This window comes from Pseudomonas benzopyrenica, from assembly GCF_036884265.1.
Lineage (GTDB): Bacteria > Pseudomonadota > Gammaproteobacteria > Pseudomonadales > Pseudomonadaceae > Chryseomonas > Chryseomonas benzopyrenica.
Genome location: NZ_CP145723.1, coordinates 2,608,663 through 2,627,941, shown reverse-complemented (window position 1 = coordinate 2,627,941; position 19,279 = coordinate 2,608,663). Strand labels below are relative to the sequence as shown.

The window sequence follows — 19,279 nt, the reverse complement described above, 5'->3', positions numbered from 1 at the left end:
CCGCCCGCTCATCACGCGCTCCATCCCGCCCGTAGGCGTTCGCGTACTGCGCGAGAAGCCGCGCGATTGGCGCCGTCCAGACGTAGTTTGAGATCGGTGGTACCGCTGGCGAGCACATCGGCCTGGGCCTCGGCCAGGGCCTGGCGTACCTGCTCCAGATCTCCGGTCGAGGGCTGGTCGGGCTGGGCCACTTCCAGCTGGCGCCAGAGCAGGCCCAGGGAGGCATAGCTGTCCAGGTCGTAGGCCATGGGCGGGATGTCCGCCGCCAGGCGTTCCAGCTCCTCGACACTGCGCAGGGTGACCCGCGCTGCCGAGGCCTTGCCCATGGCATGCACCTGCACCTGGGGATCGCGCAGGGCCAGCAGGCGATTGGCCTGGTAGCCATGGGCGAGAAAGCCGCCGGACATGGCCTTGCCCACCAGCAGGCCCAGTACCGGATGCCCGGCCAGGCGCGCCTCGGCGTAGGCCCCGGCGGCCCCGGCCAGGGCCTGGTGGATGCCATAGGCTTCCTCGCGACGACCGTAGGCCTGGCTGGGCACGTCCACCAGGGCGATCAGGGTGCGTTTCACCTGGGCGCCAGCATCCTCGGCGATGGCCTGCTGAATGGCTCGGGCCAGGCCCCAACCCTCCAGCAGACCGACCTCGCCCTGGCGGGCCCGGGGAAAGGGATTCTCGGCATCCGCTACCACCGCCAGCCAGCGCGCGGGGCGTCCGGCCAGTTCGAGGTCGGCGACGCGCAGGGAGGCGGGCAGGCCGGCGACGGCCTCACCCTGGCCGACCAGGGCCTGGAACCAGGTCAGGCCGCGTTGCGAAGGCTGGGTGCTCATGGCTGGTCTCCGGCATAGAGGTGGCGGACCGCGGCGGCGTCCGCCTGGGGACGGGTATCGAGATCGGCGAGGCGCGTCAGGTAGTGGTCGACCCGCTGGCTGTGCAGAGGGGCGGCAACGCCCTGGGTGAAGCCCTGGCGGATGGCGGTGGTCACGGCGGCGCTGTCGTCGGCAACGAAGATGTCGGCCAGGCCCGTGGCGACCCGCTGTTCGCCGCCGGTCAGGCTCCAGATGAAGGGGCGGTCGCGGGAATCGTATTCCTCGATGCCGGCTTCCTGTTCGATCACCTGGGGGCCATTGAGCCCGAGGCGTGCCTCGCGGGTGACGATCAGTTGGGTGCACAGGCCGGCGGCGATGGACATGCCACCAAAGCAGCCGACGCTGCCAGCGATGACGCCGATGACCGGCTGATGTGAGCGCAAGGCGACGATGGCCGCCTGGATCTCGGCGATGGCGGCCAGGCCCAGATTGGCCTCCTGCAGGCGCACGCCGCCGGTTTCCAGCAGCAGCACCGCGCGGGTCGGGGTGCCGGCGAGATTGTCTTCCAGCGCCAGCTCCAGGGCACCAGCGATCTTGGCGCCGCCCACTTCGCCCATGCTGCCGCCCTGGAAGGCGCCCTCGATGGCGCAGACCACCGCGGGCTGGCCGTCGATCAGCCCCTTGGCCACCACCACGCCGTCATCGGCCTGGCAGACGATGCCCTGCTTGGGCAACCACGGCGACATCAGTCGCTCGAAGGGCCCGACCAGCTCGCGAAAGCTGCCGGCATCGAGCACCACACGGGCCCGCTCGCGGGCGCCGAGTTCGACGAAGCTGCGGCTGTGCAGCAGCTCCTGGACATCGGGAAGGGTGGCTTCAGCCATGGGTGCTGTCCTCCAGGTCGAGGGTTTCCAGGCCCTGCTCCAGGCGCAGGCGCACCACGCCCGGGGTGGCGCCGAAGTCGTGGATGTCCAGGGTCAGGGCCGGCAGGTCCTCGCGGGTAGCGAACAGCCGGTCGAAGAGGGCGCGCCAGCGCGGTTCGCTGCCGTTGACCGAGGTGGTCACCTTGAGGGTGAAGTCGGCCATGGCGGGTTCGAGCAGGACCTCCAGGTCCCCCGAACCGACACAGCCGACCAGGGCGCGACCCTGGCGGCGCTGGCTGGCCGGATAGCTGCAGGTGAAGTGTTCCATCAGAGGTCTCCAGGGAGCCGTGGCTCCAGGCGATCGACGAGAAGGGTGGCGGCCAGCAGATCGGCGGCGCCACCGGGGGAGGCATTGGCGGCCAGCAACTGGCGGTCCAGGGTCAGCAGCTGGCGGCGACCGGCGAGACTGGCGCTGCCCCCGGCCTGCAGCACGGCGCGGGCACCCTGCTGCATGGTGGTGAGGGCCGCGGGGCCCGCGCGGTGCAACACGCAGGTATCGTCCAGCGCGGTCATGATGGCCAGGAGTGCATCCAGGCGAGCGTTCTGTTCGCCGGCACTGGCCTGGCGGCTGGCGCGCAGCTGCGGCAGGCCGCGCTGATGGATGGCGGGAAAGCCCGCGGCGGCCTCGGCCCGAGCACCGCCGACGCCATAGCGCTGGGCGACGCGCTGGCCATGACTGGGCGCGGCCTGGGGCGCGTCCGGATCGGGCAGGCTGGCCAGGCGACCGGCCGCCAGGCACAGCGCCTGGGCAGAAGTCGGACGTTCATGTACCGCCGCCGTCACCAGCAGCCCCAGCGCCCAGATGGCGCCGCGATGGGTATTGACCCCGCCGGTGACCTGCAGCATGGCGGCTTCGCCGTCACGCCCCAGTTGGCCGATCAGGCAGCGCAGTTCGGCGGCGGGCAGCCCTCGCTCGGCGGCTTCGGCCATGGCCTGGAAACAGGGCTGCAGGGCCTGGGCCGAGGTCAGCATCAGGCCAAGGGTAAGGTCACTGTGGGCGCCCTGGCCGCGGCGATCCACCAGGGCCGGCTTGGGCGAGAGTTCGGCTTCGTCCACCAGGGCGGATACGGCCAACTCGGCCAGGCGCTCGGCGGGCGATGAGGTACGGCGGGCGAGGGCGCGCATCACCAGCTCCTGAACTTGGCCGGGGGTTGATAGAGACCGCCGGACCACTCCACCAGCTCGCCGATGCTCTTGGCCGCGAGCAGTTCGCGGCTGGCGTCGGTGCGGCGGATGCCGAGGTCTTCAGGCAGGGCCACCAGGCCTTCCTGGCGCAGGCGCCGGGCCTCGGCCGGGTCGCTGCGCAGGCCAATGGCGGTGACCCCGGCCACGGCGGCGATCATCGCGCGGCGCTCTTCCAGGGAGCGGGCGCGGTAGAGATAGGCGATGCCTTCTTCGGTGAGCAGGTGGGTGACGTCGTCGCCATAGACCATGATGGGCGCCAGGGGCATGCCACTCTTGCGCGCCACCTCCACCGCATCCAGGGTATCGACGAAGGTGGGTTTGCCGCCTTCCTGGAAGGTCTCGACCATCTGCACCACCAGCTTCCTGCCGCGTTCGAGCAGAGCCGGTGCGCCGTCGCCGGTCTGCTGCCGCATGTCCAGCCAGGCCGGGGTGGGGTGACGCCGACCGTGCGGATCATGGCCCATGTTGGGCGCGCCACCGAAGCCGGCCAGGCGACCCCGCGTCACGGTGGAGGAATGGCCGTCGCCATCCACCTGCAGGGTGGCGCCGATGAAGAGGTCCACGGCGTACTGGCCGGCCAGCTGGCAGAGCAGCCGGTTGGAGCGGAGCGAGCCATCGCGACCGGTGAAGAAGACGTCCGGGCGCTGGGCGATATAGCCCTCCATGCCCAGTTCGGTGCCAAAGCAGTGCACGCTTTCCACCCAGCCGCTCTCGATGGCCGGGATCAGCGTGGGGTGGGGATTGAGGGTCCAGTGCCGGCAGATCTTGCCCTTGAGGCCCAGGCGCTCGCCGTAGGTGGGCAGGATCAGTTCGATGGCCGCGGTGTTGAAGCCGATGCCATGGTTGAGCGACTGCACCTGGTGGCGTTCGTAGATGCCGCGGATCGCCATCATCGCCATCAGCACGTGGACCGGCTTGATGTGGCGCGGATCGCGGGTGAACAGCGGCTCGATATAGAAGGGCCGGTCGGCCACCACCACGAAATCCACCCAGTCCGCCGGGATGTCGACTCGCGGCAGTTCGGACACGTCGTCCACCAACTGGTTGACCTGGACGATGACGATGCCGTCGCTGAAGGCCGCCGGCTCGATCAGCGCCGGGCTATCCTCGGTGCTAGGGCCGGTATAGATGTTGCCGGCGCGATCGGCCATGAAGCCGGCGCTGAGCACCACCTTGGGAATCAGGTCCACCAGCAGCCGGGCATAGAGTTCGATGTAGGTGTGGATGGCGCCGACTTCCAGTAGGCCGTCCTCCAGCAGCTGGCTGATCCTCAGGCTCTGGGTGCCGGCAAAGGAGAAGTCCAGCTTGCGGGCGATGCCGCGCTCAAACAGGTCCAGGTGCTCGGCGCGACCGACGCTGGGCATGATCATGTGCAGGTCGTGCAGCCGGGCCGGATCGACCTGGGCGAGGCTGCGGGAGAGGAAATCGGCCTGCTTCTGGTTGTTGCCTTCCAGCACCACCCGGTCGCCGGGGGCCAGCAGCTGCTCCAGGGCCGCGACGATGGAGGCGGTGGGCAGCACCTTGCCATCGGCCAGCGCAGCCACCCGGTCCAGGCGCTGCTGCTTGTCGCTGCGGCGCCTGGCGATCCGAGCCGGTGGGGAGGATGTCGTTGTCATTGGGGTCTCCACGAATCACCTGTCGTGGAGCCACCCTAGCCTTCGACTGCCGGGCGTTCAATCAACCTGAGGGCGGAATCGTTACGCTCAAGTTAACGATTCCGTTGATCTCAGGTGCCTGCGACCGGCTCAGGTCTTATCGACCGGGGTGAAGATCGAGGTGGTTTTGGAGAACCAGCTGGTGGGGGTCACGTCGACGTTGGCGTTGTCGAATCTCAGGCTGTTCTGCACCTGCTTGAGCGTCAGGTTGGCCTGCCAGTATTGCTCATGACTGAGCTCCTGGTTGGCCCTGTGCACCAGGTCCAGGGTTTCCTGGGCCGGCAGCACGGCGGTGGAGTAGTCGACGTCGACGCCGGCCACCTTGAGGATCGCGCCAGCGCCCTGGGTGTCGCCCTGCTGGATCTTCTCGTTGGCCTGGGCCACGGCCTGGTTCTTGGCCGGGGTGGCGACATAGTCGTCACGCAGCGCCATGCCGCTCCAGATCGGCAGCCAGGACGTGGCCTTGGCGTCCTGCGCGGAGACCTCCATGAGTTTGCCGTCCTGACCCCGCAGGTCCCTGGCCGACTTGAGGTAGGCGGTCTTGTCGGTTTGGGCGGTCTGCAGCGCGCTTTCGGCGGCGGCCAGTTGCTGCTTGGCCTGATCGACATGGGCCTCGAAGAGGTCCTGGCGGGCGGCGACCACGTCCATGAAGGCCTGCTGGCCCTGCTGGGAGATCGCCGGCAGAGTGGCGACCTGCTGGGTGGCGATGTCGGGTCGGGTGTCGGCCAGGGCGGCGGTGGAAAACACCGAGGCGAGGGTCAGGACGAGAAGGCTCTTGGCGATACGACGATTGAGGTTCATGTGCTTCTCCCGGATACGAAAGTGACTGGAACCGCGGGGGTATCGGGCAGGGTTGCGAGATACCTTGGGATCAGTGTCGATCCGGTGAGCTTAACGGACGCTTAGCAGGCTATCGGTAGGTGTAAAACGATGTTTCGGACGCTGGAACGGAAACAGCGCCCGCCCCGGAGAGTCCGGAGCGGGCGCTGTTGGCGGGCCGAGGGCCTAGCGCACCAGGCAGGGCTTCTTGTTATCGAAGGTCCAGTTGGGCGAGAGGAATTGCATGGCCATGGCGTCGTCCCGCGCGCCCAGGCCCTTGGTCTTGTACAGCTCGTGGGCGCGGGCGAGGGCGTCCAGGTCCAGCTCCACGCCCAGGCCACCCTGCTGCGGCACCTCGACCAGGCCGCCCTTGATCTCCAGCGGCTGGCGGGTGAGGCGTTGACCGTCCTGCCAGATCCAGTGGGTGTCGATGGCGGTGATCTTGCCCGGCGCCGCGGCGGCGACGTGGGTGAACATGGCCAGGGAGATGTCGAAGTGGTTGTTGGAGTGCGAACCCCAAGTCAGGCCCCAGTCGTTGCACATCTGCGCCACCCGCACCGAGCCCTGCATGGTCCAGAAGTGCGGATCGGCCAGGGGGATGTCCACCGATTGCAGCTGGATGGCGTGACCCATCTGGCGCCAGTCGGTGGCGATCATGTTGGTGGCGGTGGGCAGGCCGGTGGCGCGACGGAATTCGGCCATCACCTCGCGTCCGGAATAGCCGTTCTCGGCGCCACAGGGATCCTCGGCATAGGCCAGTACGTGGTGCTGGTCGCGGCACAGGCGGATGGCTTCCTTGAGCGACCAGGCGCCGTTGGGGTCCAGGGTCACGCGTGCCTCGGGGAAGCGCTCGGCCAGGGCGGTGACCGCCTCGATCTCGGCGTCGCCGCTGAGCACGCCGCCCTTGAGCTTGAAGTCCTTGAAGCCGTAGCGGTCATAGGCGGCCTCGGCCAGTCGCACCACCGTCTCGGGGGTCAGGGCCTCTTCGTTGCGCACGCGGAACCAGGCGTCGTCGCTCTCGGCTTCGCTGCGATAGTCTAGCGTGGTCTTGTTGCGGTCGCCGACATAGAACAGGTAACCGAGCATCTCCACGGCATCGCGCTGCTGACCTTCGCCGAGCAGGGCGGCCACCGGCACCTCCAGGTGCTGACCGAGCAGGTCGAGCAGGGCGGCTTCGATGGCGGTCACCGCGTGGATGGTGACCCGCAGATCGAAGGTCTGCAGGCCACGACCGCTGGCATCGCGGCCGGCGAAGGCCTGGCGGACCTGGCCGAGGATGCGCTGGTACTGGCCCAACGGCTGGCCGATCAGGAATTGGCGGGCGTCTTCCAGCGTCTGGCGGATGGTCTCGCCGCCGGGCACCTCGCCGACGCCGGTGCGACCGGCGTTGTCCTTGAGGATCAGCACGTTGCGGGTGAAGTAGGGGCCGTGGGCGCCGCTGAGGTTGAGCAGCATGCTGTCCTGGCCGGCGACGGGGACGACCTCCAGGGAGGTGACCACCGGGGTGCCGGTGTGCAGGGCCGGGGTGGCATTGAATTGAGTCATGGTCGGGCTCCTTGTCGATCAGCGAGAGGTTTCAGCGGCGAGCGGGGCTTCGGCGGGCGGCGTGGGTACGCCACGCAACTCGACGCGCTTGATCTCGCCTACGACGAACAGATAACTGATGGCGGCCACCAGGGCATTGGCGCCGACGAACACCAGGGCCATCTTGAAGGAGCCGGTGGCGGCGATGATGTAGCCGATGATGATCGGGGTGGTGATGGAGGACAGGTTGCCGATGGTGTTGAACAGGCCACCGGAGAGGCCGGCGATCTGCTTGGGTGAGGTGTCGGAAACCACCGCCCAACCCAGGGCGCCGATACCCTTGCCGAAGAAGGCCATGGCCATGAAGCCCACCACCATCCAGTCGGCGTCGACGTAGTTGCAGAGGATCATGCTCATCGACAGCAGCATGCCGGCGACGATGGGGGTCTTGCGTGCCACGCTCAGGCTGTTGCCGCGACGCAGCAGATAGTCGGAGATCACCCCGCCCAGCACGCCGCCAATGAAGCCGCAGATGGCCGGCAGGGAGGCGATGATGCCGGCCTTGAGGATGGTCATGCCGCGTTCCTGCACCAGATACACGGGGAACCAGGTCAGGAAGAAGTAGGTGAGGGCGTTGATGCAGAATTGGCCCAGGTAGATGCCGGCCATCATGCGATTGGTCAGCAGCTGGCCGATGTAGCTCCACTTCGGGCCTTCGCTCTTCTTGCCGGGGGTGTCCAGGTCGACCAGGCCGCCGTTGCTGGCGATGTACTCGACTTCGGCGGCATTGACCCGGGGATGTTCACGGGGGCTGTAGATCACCGCCATCCAGACCGCCGAGAAGGCGATGCCCAGGACGCCCATCACCACGAAGACGTGCTGCCAGCCGAAGTGATAGACGATCCAGCCCATCAGCGGCGCGAACAGCACGGTGGCGAAGTATTGCGCCGAGTTGAAGATCGCCGAGGCGGTGCCGCGCTCCTTGGTGGGGAACCAGGCGGCGACGATGCGGGCGTTGCCGGGGAAGGAGGGCGCCTCGGCCAGACCGACCATGAATCTCAGGGCGAACAGCAGGAATACCGCGGTGCCGATGCCGAATTCACCGATGTAGCCTTGCAGCAGGGTGAACACCGACCAGGTGAAGATGCTCGCCGCATAGACCTTCTTCGAACCGAAGCGATCCAGCAACCAGCCGCCGGGGATCTGACCGAGCACATAGGCCCAACCAAAGGCGGAGAAGATGTAGCCGAGGGAGACGGCACTGATGCCGAGGTCTTTTTGCAGGGCGGAGCCGGCGATGGAAATGGTGGCGCGGTCGGCATAGTTGATCGTGGTCACGACGAACAGCATGAACAGGATCAGATAGCGGACGCGCGTCTGCTTGGTTTCTTGCATGGAGAGCTCCCACTGGTTTGTTTTTGTGTGCGGGCGGAGATCGAGCAGCGGTCTTATGTTGTAAGTCGTCTGACAACGATAGCGTTATCATTAAACAGATAACGCTATCATTCAACCGGTAAATCTGTGGTCGGCTGCAAAAAATCCGTTAGGAGCTCTGGCGCTCGATGAGAACGAAACCGGTGTCGAGGTTGACCGCGGTCCGCTCGCCGGCGAGCCGGTCGAGCAGCGACTGGGCGACGCTGCGGCCCATGACATCGGCGTTGACGCTGACGGTGGACAGCGCCGGGGTCGCGAAGCGGCCATTGGTGGTGTCGCCGAAACCCATTACCGCCAGCTGCTCGGGAATGCGCAGGCCGCGGCTGTTGGCCTCGGCCACCACGCCCAGGGCCAGGGTATCGGAGCTGCACAGCACCAGTTCCGGTGGCACCGGGCGTTCCAGCAGGCGCGCCAGGCCGATCCGCCCGACCTCCCAGGTGGCGGGCAGCGGCAGCACTTCCATGGGCACTTCGCCGATACCCAGCTCGGCCAGCCGCGCCTGCAGCGCCAGGTTGCGGCGCATGGCGCGGGGATCGTCCACCGAGATCACCCCGAAGCGGCGATAGCCGCGGGCGACGAAGTGATCGGCCAGGGCCATGCCGACCTGCTCATGGGAAAAGCCCACCTGCATGTCCAGGGCCTCGGCGCTCAGGTCCCAGGCTTCCACCACCGGGATGTTCAGCGCCGCCAGCCGCTCGCGACTGGCCGGGGTGTGCAGGGTGCCGGTAAGGACGATGCCATCGGGCCGGCGGCCGAGGATGGCTTCCAGCAGTTCCTCTTCCTTTTCCGGTGAATAGCCGGTGGGACCGATCAGCGCCTGGTAGCCCGCCTCGGTGAGCCGCTCCATGATCGCCTGCACCACGGTGGCATAGATGGAATTGGCGATGGTGGGCAGCAGGATGGCCACCAGGCGACTCTTGCTGGAGGCGAGGCTGCCCGCCAGCAGATTGGGCACATAGCCCAGCTCCTTGACCACCGCCAGGACGTGCTCGCGAGTGGCGGCGCTCACCAGACTCGGCCGATGCAGCGCCCGGGACACGGTGATGGGCGACACCCCGGCGGCGAGGGCGACCTCGCGCACGGTGAGGGGCAGCTCGGTGGTGCCATCGAGCTGGGCGAGTTCGCGTCGGGACTTCCTGGCCAAAACGGGTCCTTGGATGAGAGAGACCGCCATTATGGGAGCAAGCCCCGGCGGTTGCCATGGGCGTCCGCCAGAGCGCTGGCTAGTCGAGCGCTCGCGCTGCCCGGGCGCGACCGACCCGGGACTCGTTGCGCCGCCCCAGCTGGGCGGACACCTGGTGGCCCGCCTCGATGAACTGGGGCAGGTCGAGACCGCTGGCGATGCCCAGGCCGTCGAGCAGATAGACCAGGTCCTCGCTGGCGACATTGCCGCTGGCGCCGCTTGCATAGGGGCAGCCACCCAGCCCGGCGACGGAGCTGTCGAACACCGCGACCCCTTCGAGCAGGCTGGCGTAGACGTTGGCCAGGGCCTGGCCATAGGTGTCGTGGAAATGCCCGGCCAGCTGGCTGAGCGGCACCTCCCGCCCCAGCCGCTGCCAGAGCGCCCGGGTTCGGCCGGGGGTACCGACGCCGATGGTATCGCCGAGGGAAACCTCGGCGCAGCCCAGCTCCAGCAGCTCGCGGGTCACGCTGGCCACCTGGTCGGGTGCGATCCCGCCGTCGTAGGGACAGCCCAGCACGCAGGACACATAGCCGCGCACCCGGATGCCCGCCGCCTGCGCGCCCTCGACCACCGGCACGAAACGCGCGAGGCTCTCGGCGATGGAACAGTTGATGTTGCGCTGGGAGAAGCCCTCCGAGGCGGCGGCGAAGACGGCGATTTCCTCCACGCCCGCCGCCAGGGCGGCTTCGAAGCCTTTCATATTGGGCACCAGCACCGAGCGCACCACGCCTGCTGGGCGGCCCAGTCCCGCCAGCACCTCGGCGGTCCCGGCCATCTGCGGCACCCACTTGGGCGAGACGAAGCTGCCCACTTCCAGATGCCGCACGCCGCTGGCGACCAGGGCCTCGCACAGCTGGATGCGCTCGGCAATGCCCAGCGCCTGGGGTTCGTTCTGCAGGCCATCGCGTGGCCCGACCTCGACCACCCGCACCCGGGACGGCAGGGCCTCGCTCATGGTGCCGACTCCTCCAGTTCCACCAGGGCAGTGCCCTCGGCCACCAGTTGGCCAGGGCTGCAGAACAGCGCGGCCACGACGCCGGCGCGGGGCGCGCGGATGCTGTGCTCCATCTTCATCGCCTCCAGCACCACCAGCGGTGCGCCGGCTTCCACGGCATCGCCCACGGCTACCGGTACGGCGACCACGCTGGCGTTCATCGGTGCGGTGAGACCACCGGCATCCGCCTGGCGCGCGACCTCGGCGAGGGGGTCGGCCCAGGTGACGGCTTCGAAATGGTCTTGCCACTCGAGGAACAGCGTCTGCCCACGGCGATAGAGGCGGGCGCTCTGGCGAATGCCTTCGGCCTGCCAGTGGAGGCGATCACCATTCCGCTCGACCGCCGCCGAACCGGGCAGGGCGACGGCGCGCACCTCACCGCGGCAGGCCAGGCGCAGCGCTATCTGGGGCGGTCCACCCAGGCGCCAGCCCTGACGGGAAGCCCAGGGTGACGTCGGGTCGGCAGCGGCCGCCAGCGTCGCCAGCCAGGCCTGGGCCGCCAAGGTCCAGAAGACGTCGGTCAGCTCTCCGGGTGCGGGCAGCAAGGCGTCCCGGTGACGCTCGATGAAGCCGGTATCCAGCTCGGCCGCGGCAAAGGCCGGGTGAGCGAGCAGACGCTGCAGAAAGGGCAGGTTGGTGGCGAAGCCACCCACCGCGGTCTCCATCAGCATGGCCAGCAGCCGCTGGCGCGCCTGTTCGCGGCTGTCCCCCCAGGCGATCAGCTTGGCCAGCATGGGATCATAGAAGGGCGAGACCTCGTCGCCTTCCTCCACGCCGCTGTCCACGCGCCGCCCCGGACCAGGCGTGGGCTCGCGATAGAGCTGCAGGGTGCCCGAGGCCGGCAGGAAGCCCTGATCGGTGTCCTCGGCATAGAGCCGTACCTCGATGGCGTGGCCGTGCAGCGGTACCTGGGCCTGGGTGAGGGGCAGCGCCTCACCGGCGGCGACGCGCAATTGCCAGGCCACCAGATCCAGGCCGGTGATGGCCTCGGTGACCGGGTGTTCCACCTGCAGCCGGGTGTTCATTTCCATGAAGAAGAAGTCGCCGCGGGCATCGAGCAAAAATTCCACGGTACCGGCGCCGACATAGCCGATGGCCTGGGCCGCCTGCACCGCCGCTTCGCCCATGGCCCGCCGTAGCTCGGGTGTGAGGCCGGGGGCCGGGGCTTCCTCGATCACCTTCTGGTGACGACGCTGGATGGAGCAGTCGCGCTCGTTGAGATAGAGGCAGTGGCCGTGGCGGTCGGCGAAGACCTGGATCTCCACGTGGCGCGGTTGCAGCACGTACTTCTCCACCAGCATCCGCGCATCGCCAAAGGCCGAGAGCGCTTCGCGCTGGGCCGAGGCGAGACCTTCGGCCAGGTCGGCTTCGCGCTTGACGATCTTCATGCCCTTGCCGCCACCGCCGGCGGTGGCCTTGAGCAGGACCGGATAGCCGATGCGCGCCGCGGCGTCGCGAAAGGTGGCGAGGGACTGGTCCTCACCGTGATAGCCCGGCACCAGGGGCACCCCGGCGTCGGTCATCAGCGCCTTGGCGGCGGACTTGCTGCCCATGGCGCGAATCGCCGCGGCGGGCGGCCCGACGAAGACCAGTCCCGCCGCGGTCACTGCCTCGGCGAAGGCGGCGTTCTCGGACAGAAAGCCATAGCCCGGATGGATCGCCTGGGCGCCGGTGGCGAGGGCGGCGGCGATGATCCGCTCGCCGGCCAGGTAGCTGTCGGCCGGCTTGGCGCCCCCGAGGTCTACCGCCAGGTCGGCCTGGCGCACATGGCGTGCCCTGGCGTCGATGGCGCTGTGCACGGCGACGGTGCCCAGGCCCAGGGCCTTGGCGGTACGCATCACCCGGCAGGCGATCTCGCCGCGGTTGGCGACGAGCAGACGGTCGAAGGTCATGGCGTGGTCTCCTGCCAGGCGGGGCGGCGCTTTTCCAGGAAGGCGGCAAGGCCTTCCTGGGCTTCAGAGGTGACGCGGACGGCGGCGATCAGGCCCTCGGTGAACGGGCGCACCGTGGCACTGGGTGCGCCTGCGCCGGCGCCGTCCAGCAGCCGCTTGCAGGCCCGCAACGCCTGAGGGCCGTTGTCCAGCAGGCGGGCGATCCAGGCGTCCACGAGGGGCTCCAGGTCGGCGGCGGGCGCGGTCTCGGCGACCAGGCCCAGCTCGGCCGCGCGCGCGCCGGAGAAGCGTTCGGCACCCAGCATGTAGCGCCGGGCCGCCCGTTCGCCCAGGGCGCGGATGACGAAGGGGCCGATGACGGCGGGCACCAGGCCGATGCGCACCTCCGACAGGCAGAAGGTGGCGTCACTGGCGGCCAGTGCCAGGTCGCAGCAACTGACCAGACCCACGGCGCCGCCAAAGGCCGCGCCCTGTACCACGGCGAGGGTGGGCATCGGCAAGGCCTGCAGGCGATACATCACCTCGGCCAGGCGCTCGGTGTCGGCCTGATTGGCGGCCGCGTCCAGGGTGGCGGACGCCTGCATCCAGGCGAGATCCGCACCCGCGCAGAAGTGCCGGCCGCGCCCGCGCACGAGCAGAAAGCGCAGCTCCGCATCTGCGGCGATCTCGGCGAGCGCCGTGCCCAGCTCCGCGATCATCCGTGCATCCAGGGCGTTGTGGCGGTCCGGACGGTCGAGCCAGAGGGTGGCGAAGCCGCGCGGGTCGCGGGTCAGATCCAGGGTGTGGAAGTCAGTCATGGCCTACATCCGGAAGACGCCGAAGGTCGTCGGCTCGAGGGGGGCGTTGAGACTGGCCGACAGGGCCAGGGCGAGGACCTCGCGGGTCTGGGCCGGGTCGATCACCCCGTCGTCCCATAGGCGCGCGCTGGAATAGTGGGCATGGGCCTGACGCTCGTACTGCTCGACGATGGGGGCCTTGATGCGCGCCGCCTCTTCGTCGTCGAAGGCTTCTCCGGCACGTTCGGCCTGCTCACGCTTGACCTGCACCAGCACCCCGGCCGCCTGCTCGGCACCCATCACGCCGATGCGCGCGTTGGGCCACATCCACAGGAAGCGAGGATCGTAGGCGCGACCGCACATGCCGTAGTTGCCGGCGCCAAAGCTGCCGCCGATGATCACGGTGAACTTGGGCACCCGGGCGCAGGCCACCGCGGTGACCAGCTTGGCGCCGTGCTTGGCGATGCCGCCTTCCTCGTATTTCTTGCCGACCATGAAGCCGGTGATGTTCTGCAGGAAGAGCAGGGGGATGCGTCTCTGGCAGGCCAGCTCGATGAAGTGCGCGCCTTTCTGCGCCGATTCGGCGAAGAGAATGCCGTTGTTGCCGAGGATGGCCACCGGATGACCCTGCAGATGGGCGAAGCCACAGACCAGGGTGGTGCCGAATTGCGCTTTGAATTCATCGAAGACGCTGCCGTCCACCAGCCGGGCGATCACCTCGCGCACCTCCAGCGGCTGCTTGGGATCGGCCGGGACCAGGCCGTAAAGGTCCTCGGCCGGATACAGCGGGGCGATTGGCGCCTTGAGCTGCAACTCACCCAGCTTGCGCCAGTTGAGGTTGGCGATGCAGCGCCGCGCCAGGGCGAGGGCATGGGTGTCGTTCTCGGCATAGTGGTCGGCCACGCCGGAGGTACGGCAGTGGACATCGGCGCCGCCCAGTTCCTCGGCGGTGACCACCTCGCCGGTGGCCGCCTTCACCAGCGGCGGCCCGGCGAGAAAGATGGTGGCCTGCTGGCGCACCATGATGGTCTCGTCGCTCATCGCCGGCACATAGGCGCCGCCGGCCGTGCAGGAGCCCATGACCACAGCGATCTGCGGGATGCCCTGGGCGCTCATGGTCGCCTGGTTGAAGAAGATCCGCCCGAAGTGCTCGCGGTCGGGGAAGACCTCTTCCTGGCGCGGCAGGTTGGCGCCGCCGGAATCCACCAGATACAGACAGGGCAGGCGATTCTGCAGGGCGATGGCCTGGGCGCGCAGGTGCTTCTTCACCGTCAGCGGATAATAGGAGCCGCCTTTCACGGTGGCGTCGTTGGCGATGATCATGCACTCGACGCCCTCGATGCGGCCGATACCGGCCACCACCCCGGCCGCCGGCACCTCGTCCTCATAGACGTCGAGGGCCGCCAGGGCGCCGATTTCCAGAAAGGGCGAACCGGGGTCCAGCAGTTGGTCGATGCGCTCGCGGGGCAGCAGCTTGCCGCGGCCGGTATGGCGCGCCTGAGCCTTGGCGCCGCCGCCTTCATGGATGCGCGCCAGGAGCCGGTCGAGTCGGGCCAGTTGCTCGGCCATGGCGGCGGCGTTGCGCTGGTAGTCCGGGGTGCGGCGATTCAGGGTGGAGGTCAGCACGGTCATGGCAGGCTCCTCACCGGGTTTCGTTGAACAGCTCGCGCCCGATCAGCATGCGGCGGATCTCGCTGGTGCCGGCGCCGATCTCGTAGAGCTTGGCGTCGCGTAGTAGGCGGCCGGTGGGGTACTCGTTGATATAGCCGTTGCCACCTAGAATCTGGATGGCTTCCAGGGCCATCTGGGTGGCCTTCTCGGCGGTGTAGAGAATCACCCCAGCGGCGTCCTTGCGGGTGGTCTCGCCACGGTCGCAGGCCTGGGCCACGGCATAGAGATAGGCGCGGCTGGCATTGAGGCCGGTGTAGAGGTCGGCCACCTTGCCCTGGATCAGCTGGAATTCGCCGATGCTCTGGCCGAATTGCCGGCGGTCGTGGATATAGGGCAGGACCACGTCCAGGCAGGCCTGCATGATGCCCACCGGACCCCCGGCGAGGACTACGCGCTCGTAGTCCAGGCCGCTCATCAGCACCTTCACGCCCCCGTTCACCTGTCCCAGCACGTTGTCCTCCGGTACCTCGACGTCGTCGAAGAACAGCTCGCAGGTGTTGGAGCCGCGCATGCCCAGCTTGTCGAACTTGCTGCCGCGGCTGAAACCGCTCCAGTCACGCTCGACGATAAAGGCGGTGATGCCATGGGCGCCTTGTTCCGGCTCGGTCTTGGCGTAGATCACATAGGTATGGGCATCGGGGCCGTTGGTGATCCAGGTCTTGCTGCCATTGAGCACGAAGCGGTCGCCACGCCGCTCGGCGCGTAGCTTCATGGAGACCACGTCCGAACCAGCGTTGGGCTCGCTCATGGCCAGGGCGCCGACGTGCTCGCCGCTGACCAACCTGGGCAGGTAGCGGGCCTTCTGCTCCGTGGTGCCGTTGCGATGGATCTGGTTGACGCAGAGGTTGGAGTGGGCGCCATAGGAGAGGGCGACCGAGGCGGAGCCGCGGCTGATCTCCTCCATGACCACTGCATGGGCGAGATAGCCGAGTCCGGAGCCGCCGTACTCCTCGTCCACGGTGATGCCCAGCAGCCCCAGGTCGCCAAAGGTGCGCCACAGGTCCATGGGGAAACTGTTGCTGGCATCGATCTCGCCGGCGCGGGGCGCCACTTCGCGCGTGACCAGGTTGCGCACCTGGTCGCGCAGCAGATCGAGGGTCTCGCCCAGGGCGAAGTTGAGACTCGGGTAGCTCATGGGGTCACCTGTTGTCGGGATTGGCGGGTGAGAGCAGCGGTCGAGCGGCCACGCACGTGCCGTACGGCAGGCGTCGGCGTATCGAAAAGGGCAGCGGCAAGGTCGGCGATTCTGGCGCGGCTAGGCAGCGGCAGCCGGGCAGGGCTCGGACGTGGCCGCCAGCGGCAAGGCAGGGGCGCCAGCGGCAAGGCAGGGGCGCCAGGACAGACGCCGATGTTGAGCGATGCGCGAGGGTGCGCATGACCCGTCCTCCTGTTCATTGTTCTTGTCATGGCAACCGCGAGAGGACCGCGGCGCCTGTGCCTCTGAGTCTAGGAGGAGAAATGCGCTATCGTGAAACGATAAAAATAGAATCCAGGTATTGGAAAATCAGATGGCACTGCACAAGGACATCTCGATGCGGCAACTGCGATATTTCGTCGCCGCCGCCGAGAACAGCCAGTTTTCCCTGGCCGCCAGCGCGGTCAACGTCAGCCAGTCGGCGGTGACCACGGCGGTCAGCCAGTTGGAGACGACGCTTGCGGTGCGGTTGTTCGAGCGACTGCCCCATGGAGTCAAGCTGACCGCCGAGGGGCACCAGTTCTACCACCATGCCCGACACATCCTCGATACCCTGCAAGACGCCGTGAGTCAGCCGCTGTTCCAGAGTCATGCCCTGACCGGCCAGGCCCGGGTCGGCGCTTCCTATGCGGTGCTCGGCTACTACCTGCCGACCCTGCTGGCGCGCTTCAAACGCAGCTATCCGCAGATCGACATCGACCTGCGCGACATGGATCGACCCAGTATCGAGGCGGGCATCAACGATGGCACCCTGGAGCTGGGTCTCACGGTCATCTCCAACGTCGACGCCGCCCAGCCCTTCGAGCGGCATCTGTTGATGCGCTCGCCGCGCCAGCTCTGGCTGCCCAGCGCTCATCCGCTGCTGGCTGCGGAACGCGTCACCCTGGCCGACATCGCGCCCTATCCCTATATCCTCGCCACGGTGGACGAAGGAGAAACCTCCACGCTGCGCTACTGGCGCGCGGCCGGCCTGGAACCCAACGTGGTGTTCAAGACCTCGTCCATGGAGTCCCTGCGTGGCCTGGTCGCCCATGGCTTTGGCGTGACCATCCTGTCCGACATGCTCTATCGCGGCTGGTCCCTGGAAGGGCGCAAGCTGGAAGCCCGCCCGGTGGCCGATGCCATCCCACCCATGGAGCTGGGCCTGATCTGGAGTCCCGAGGAACGCCTGAGCCCTGGGGCCCAGGCGTTTCGGCAGTTTCTGGTATCGGCGGCGGGCTGAGGCGGACATGCAGGTCCGCCCTCCGGCGTCAGTGGGCGGCGGTCTTGGTCAGGTCGGCGTCGTTCCACTCGGTGTAGACGCAAGCGTCGCTGGCGGCCCAGCGCAGGCGTACCACCTGGCCAGGTTGCAGGCCCTGGGTATGGGCCAGAGACTTGACCATCAGCGGGGCGCCGCCCGCGGTCTGCAGCATGCAGCTCTGGCTCTCGCCCAGGAACAGCGCCTCGCCCACCCGGGCCGGGATCTCGTTCCAGCCCGCCGGCATGGGCAGGGTCGCGGCCTGTTCGGTGGTCAGCAGCTGCAGCTTTTCCGGCCGCAGCATCAGCAGCAACGCCTGCTCCGGTCTGACGCCGGCGGTCGGGCGCATCGCCAGCTCCTGACCCTCGAAGGTGCAATGGGCCTGGGCCCGGGCGGTGACCTTGAGGAAGTTGGAGTTGCCGAGAAAGGCGGCGACGAAGGCGTTCGGCGGATTCTGGTAGAGGTCGTAGCCACTGCCCAGGCCGACGATGCGCCCGTGGCTGAAGATGGCGATGCGCTGGGATAGCCGCAGCGCCTCCTCCTGGTCGTGGGTCACGTAGACGATGGTGATGCCCAGGCGACGGTGCAGCTGGCGCAGCTCGTCCTGCAGGTCTTCACGCAGCTTCTTGTCCAGCGCGCCCAGGGGTTCGTCCATCAGCAGGATGCGTGGTTCGTAGACCAGCGCCCGGGCGATGGCCACCCGCTGCTGCTGGCCGCCGGAAAGTTGCGCGGGACGCCGATGGGCGAAGGCTTCGAGCTGCACCAGGCGCAGCATGGCGTCGACCTTCTGGTTGCGCTCGGCGGCGCCGATCTTGCGGATATCCAGGGGGAAGCCGATGTTGTCGCGCACCGACAGGTGCGGAAACAGCGAATAGCGCTGGAACACCATGCCGATGTCGCGCTGGTGCGGTGGGACCCTCAGCAGCGAGCGGCCAGCCACGCTGATGGCGCCGGAACTGGGCGTCTCGAAGCCCGCCAGCATCGACAGGGTGGTGGACTTGCCGGAGCCGCTGGAGCCGAGGAAGGTGAGGAACTCGCCCTCCTGGATGTCCAGCGAGAGATCATCCACGGCGGTGAAATCGCCGTAGTGCTTGTTCAGGTTCTGCAGGCGGACCAGCGGGGCCGCGGGGGCGTTGTTCTGGAGTACGGCGCTCATGGCAGGCTCCGGGAGCTCAGCGGGAAAGGGGTTGGCGGCGGCGCAGCAGGGCAGCCGCGAGCATCACCAGCAGGGAAAGGCCGATCAGCACCGTGGAGGCCACGGCGATCACCGGTGTCAGGTCCTGGCGCAGCGTCGCCCACATCTTCACCGGCAGGGTCTGCAGGTTGGGGCTGGCCATCATCACGCTCAGCACCACCTCGTCCCAGGACACCAGGAAGGCGAACAGAGCGCCGGCGAACACCCCCGGCCATATCCCCGGCAGGGTCACCCGGTAGATGGCCTGCAGGCGCGAGGCGCCGCAGATCACCGCGGCATCCTCGATGGACTGATCGAACAGCTTGAGCGAGTTGATGACGGCGATCAGGGCAAAGGGCAGGGCGACGATCACGTGGCTGACCACGAAGGCCAGCAGGGTGCCGGTGTAGCCCAGGCGCAGGAACAGCGCATAGATGGCCACGGCGATCACCACCAGTGGCACGATCATCGGCAGGGTGAAGACCGCATAGAGCGTCTTGCGGCCGGGGAACTTGCCGCGCACCAGGGCGAAGGCGCAAGGCACCGCCAGGGCTACCGAAACCAGGGTGGTCAGCAGCGCCACCTTGAGGCTCGCCAGGGCCGCCTGCATCCACTCCGGGTTGGAAAAGAATTGCTGGTACCACTTGAGCGTCCAGCCGGGCGGCGGAAAGACCAGCCATTGGGACGAGCCGAACGACAGCAGCACGATGAAGACGATGGGCAGCAGGAGCACCGCGGCGATGGCGCCGGTGACCAGCAGCAGGCCACCGCGCAGTCGCCAGCCGAGGGCACTGGGAGTCAGCAGCATGGG

The 19,279-nt window shown here is 68.1% G+C and carries 17 protein-coding genes; 1 reads left to right on the top strand and 16 read right to left on the bottom strand.

Translation table 11 applies throughout. From position 1 onward, the window contains the following. Positions 1 to 11: 11 nt before the first annotated feature. The 14 genes from mdcE to V6W80_RS12400 form a co-directional block, all read right to left on the bottom strand. Positions 12 to 827 carry a biotin-independent malonate decarboxylase subunit gamma gene (gene mdcE, locus V6W80_RS12465; RefSeq protein WP_338544399.1) on the bottom strand — a complete coding sequence of 272 codons (816 nt, stop codon included), beginning with the start codon at positions 825 to 827 and terminating at the stop codon, positions 12 to 14. Next, positions 824 to 1,690, bottom strand: a complete 867-nt coding sequence (locus V6W80_RS12460; protein WP_338544398.1) for a biotin-independent malonate decarboxylase subunit beta — start codon at positions 1,688 to 1,690, stop codon at positions 824 to 826. Before V6W80_RS12460 ends, mdcE begins: the two co-directional genes overlap by 4 nt. Further along, positions 1,683 to 1,997: a malonate decarboxylase subunit delta gene (locus V6W80_RS12455; RefSeq protein WP_160922573.1), complete on the bottom strand. Its 315-nt coding sequence runs from the start codon at positions 1,995 to 1,997 to the stop codon at positions 1,683 to 1,685. The genes V6W80_RS12460 and V6W80_RS12455 overlap by 8 nt, the downstream gene beginning before the upstream one ends. Continuing rightward, entirely contained in the window at positions 1,997 to 2,854 is an 858-nt protein-coding gene (locus V6W80_RS12450; RefSeq protein WP_338544397.1) for a triphosphoribosyl-dephospho-CoA synthase, read from the bottom strand. Before V6W80_RS12450 ends, V6W80_RS12455 begins: the two co-directional genes overlap by 1 nt. Then, complete coding sequence (mdcA, locus tag V6W80_RS12445; protein WP_173147616.1) at positions 2,854 to 4,530, bottom strand: malonate decarboxylase subunit alpha; 1,677 nt, start codon at positions 4,528 to 4,530, stop codon at positions 2,854 to 2,856. The genes V6W80_RS12450 and mdcA overlap by 1 nt, the downstream gene beginning before the upstream one ends. A gap of 129 nt (positions 4,531 to 4,659) precedes the next feature. Continuing rightward, positions 4,660 to 5,370, bottom strand: coding sequence for a YfdX family protein (locus V6W80_RS12440; protein WP_338544396.1), 711 nt, complete (start codon positions 5,368 to 5,370; stop codon positions 4,660 to 4,662). Between the two features lie 204 nt (positions 5,371 to 5,574). After that, entirely contained in the window at positions 5,575 to 6,933 is a 1,359-nt protein-coding gene (gene gudD / locus V6W80_RS12435) for a glucarate dehydratase (protein ID WP_017640445.1), read from the bottom strand. 18 nt (positions 6,934 to 6,951) lie between these two features. Beyond that, positions 6,952 to 8,307: an MFS transporter gene (locus tag V6W80_RS12430; RefSeq protein ID WP_017640446.1), complete on the bottom strand. Its 1,356-nt coding sequence runs from the start codon at positions 8,305 to 8,307 to the stop codon at positions 6,952 to 6,954. Between the two features lie 148 nt (positions 8,308 to 8,455). Continuing rightward, complete coding sequence (locus V6W80_RS12425; protein ID WP_173147610.1) at positions 8,456 to 9,490, bottom strand: LacI family DNA-binding transcriptional regulator; 1,035 nt, start codon at positions 9,488 to 9,490, stop codon at positions 8,456 to 8,458. A 79-nt stretch (positions 9,491 to 9,569) separates the two neighbouring features. Continuing rightward, entirely contained in the window at positions 9,570 to 10,484 is a 915-nt protein-coding gene (locus V6W80_RS12420) for a hydroxymethylglutaryl-CoA lyase (protein WP_338544395.1), read from the bottom strand. Further along, entirely contained in the window at positions 10,481 to 12,415 is a 1,935-nt protein-coding gene (locus tag V6W80_RS12415) for an acetyl/propionyl/methylcrotonyl-CoA carboxylase subunit alpha (RefSeq protein WP_338544394.1), read from the bottom strand. Before V6W80_RS12415 ends, V6W80_RS12420 begins: the two co-directional genes overlap by 4 nt. Beyond that, a complete protein-coding gene (locus V6W80_RS12410; RefSeq protein WP_064308606.1) occupies positions 12,412 to 13,212 on the bottom strand; it encodes an enoyl-CoA hydratase-related protein in 801 nt (266 codons plus the stop codon). The genes V6W80_RS12415 and V6W80_RS12410 overlap by 4 nt, the downstream gene beginning before the upstream one ends. Positions 13,213 to 13,215: 3 nt before the next feature. After that, positions 13,216 to 14,823, bottom strand: coding sequence for a carboxyl transferase domain-containing protein (locus tag V6W80_RS12405; protein WP_338544393.1), 1,608 nt, complete (start codon positions 14,821 to 14,823; stop codon positions 13,216 to 13,218). Between the two features lie 10 nt (positions 14,824 to 14,833). After that, positions 14,834 to 15,997, bottom strand: coding sequence for an isovaleryl-CoA dehydrogenase (locus V6W80_RS12400; protein WP_338544392.1), 1,164 nt, complete (start codon positions 15,995 to 15,997; stop codon positions 14,834 to 14,836). Positions 15,998 to 16,370: 373 nt separating this feature from the next. Between V6W80_RS12400 and V6W80_RS12395 the strand changes: the two genes are divergently transcribed. Then, the gene (locus tag V6W80_RS12395) at positions 16,371 to 17,279 is read left to right on the top strand and encodes a LysR substrate-binding domain-containing protein (protein WP_184287790.1); all 909 of its coding nucleotides are present in this window, start codon (positions 16,371 to 16,373) and stop codon (positions 17,277 to 17,279) included. 28 nt (positions 17,280 to 17,307) lie between these two features. Here V6W80_RS12395 and V6W80_RS12390 read toward each other — a convergent pair whose 3' ends face one another. Together V6W80_RS12390 and V6W80_RS12385 are read right to left on the bottom strand one after the other, a co-directional pair. Then, complete coding sequence (locus tag V6W80_RS12390; protein ID WP_338544391.1) at positions 17,308 to 18,450, bottom strand: ABC transporter ATP-binding protein; 1,143 nt, start codon at positions 18,448 to 18,450, stop codon at positions 17,308 to 17,310. A gap of 16 nt (positions 18,451 to 18,466) precedes the next feature. Continuing rightward, complete coding sequence (locus tag V6W80_RS12385) at positions 18,467 to 19,276, bottom strand: ABC transporter permease (RefSeq protein ID WP_338544390.1); 810 nt, start codon at positions 19,274 to 19,276, stop codon at positions 18,467 to 18,469. Positions 19,277 to 19,279 lie beyond the last annotated feature (3 nt).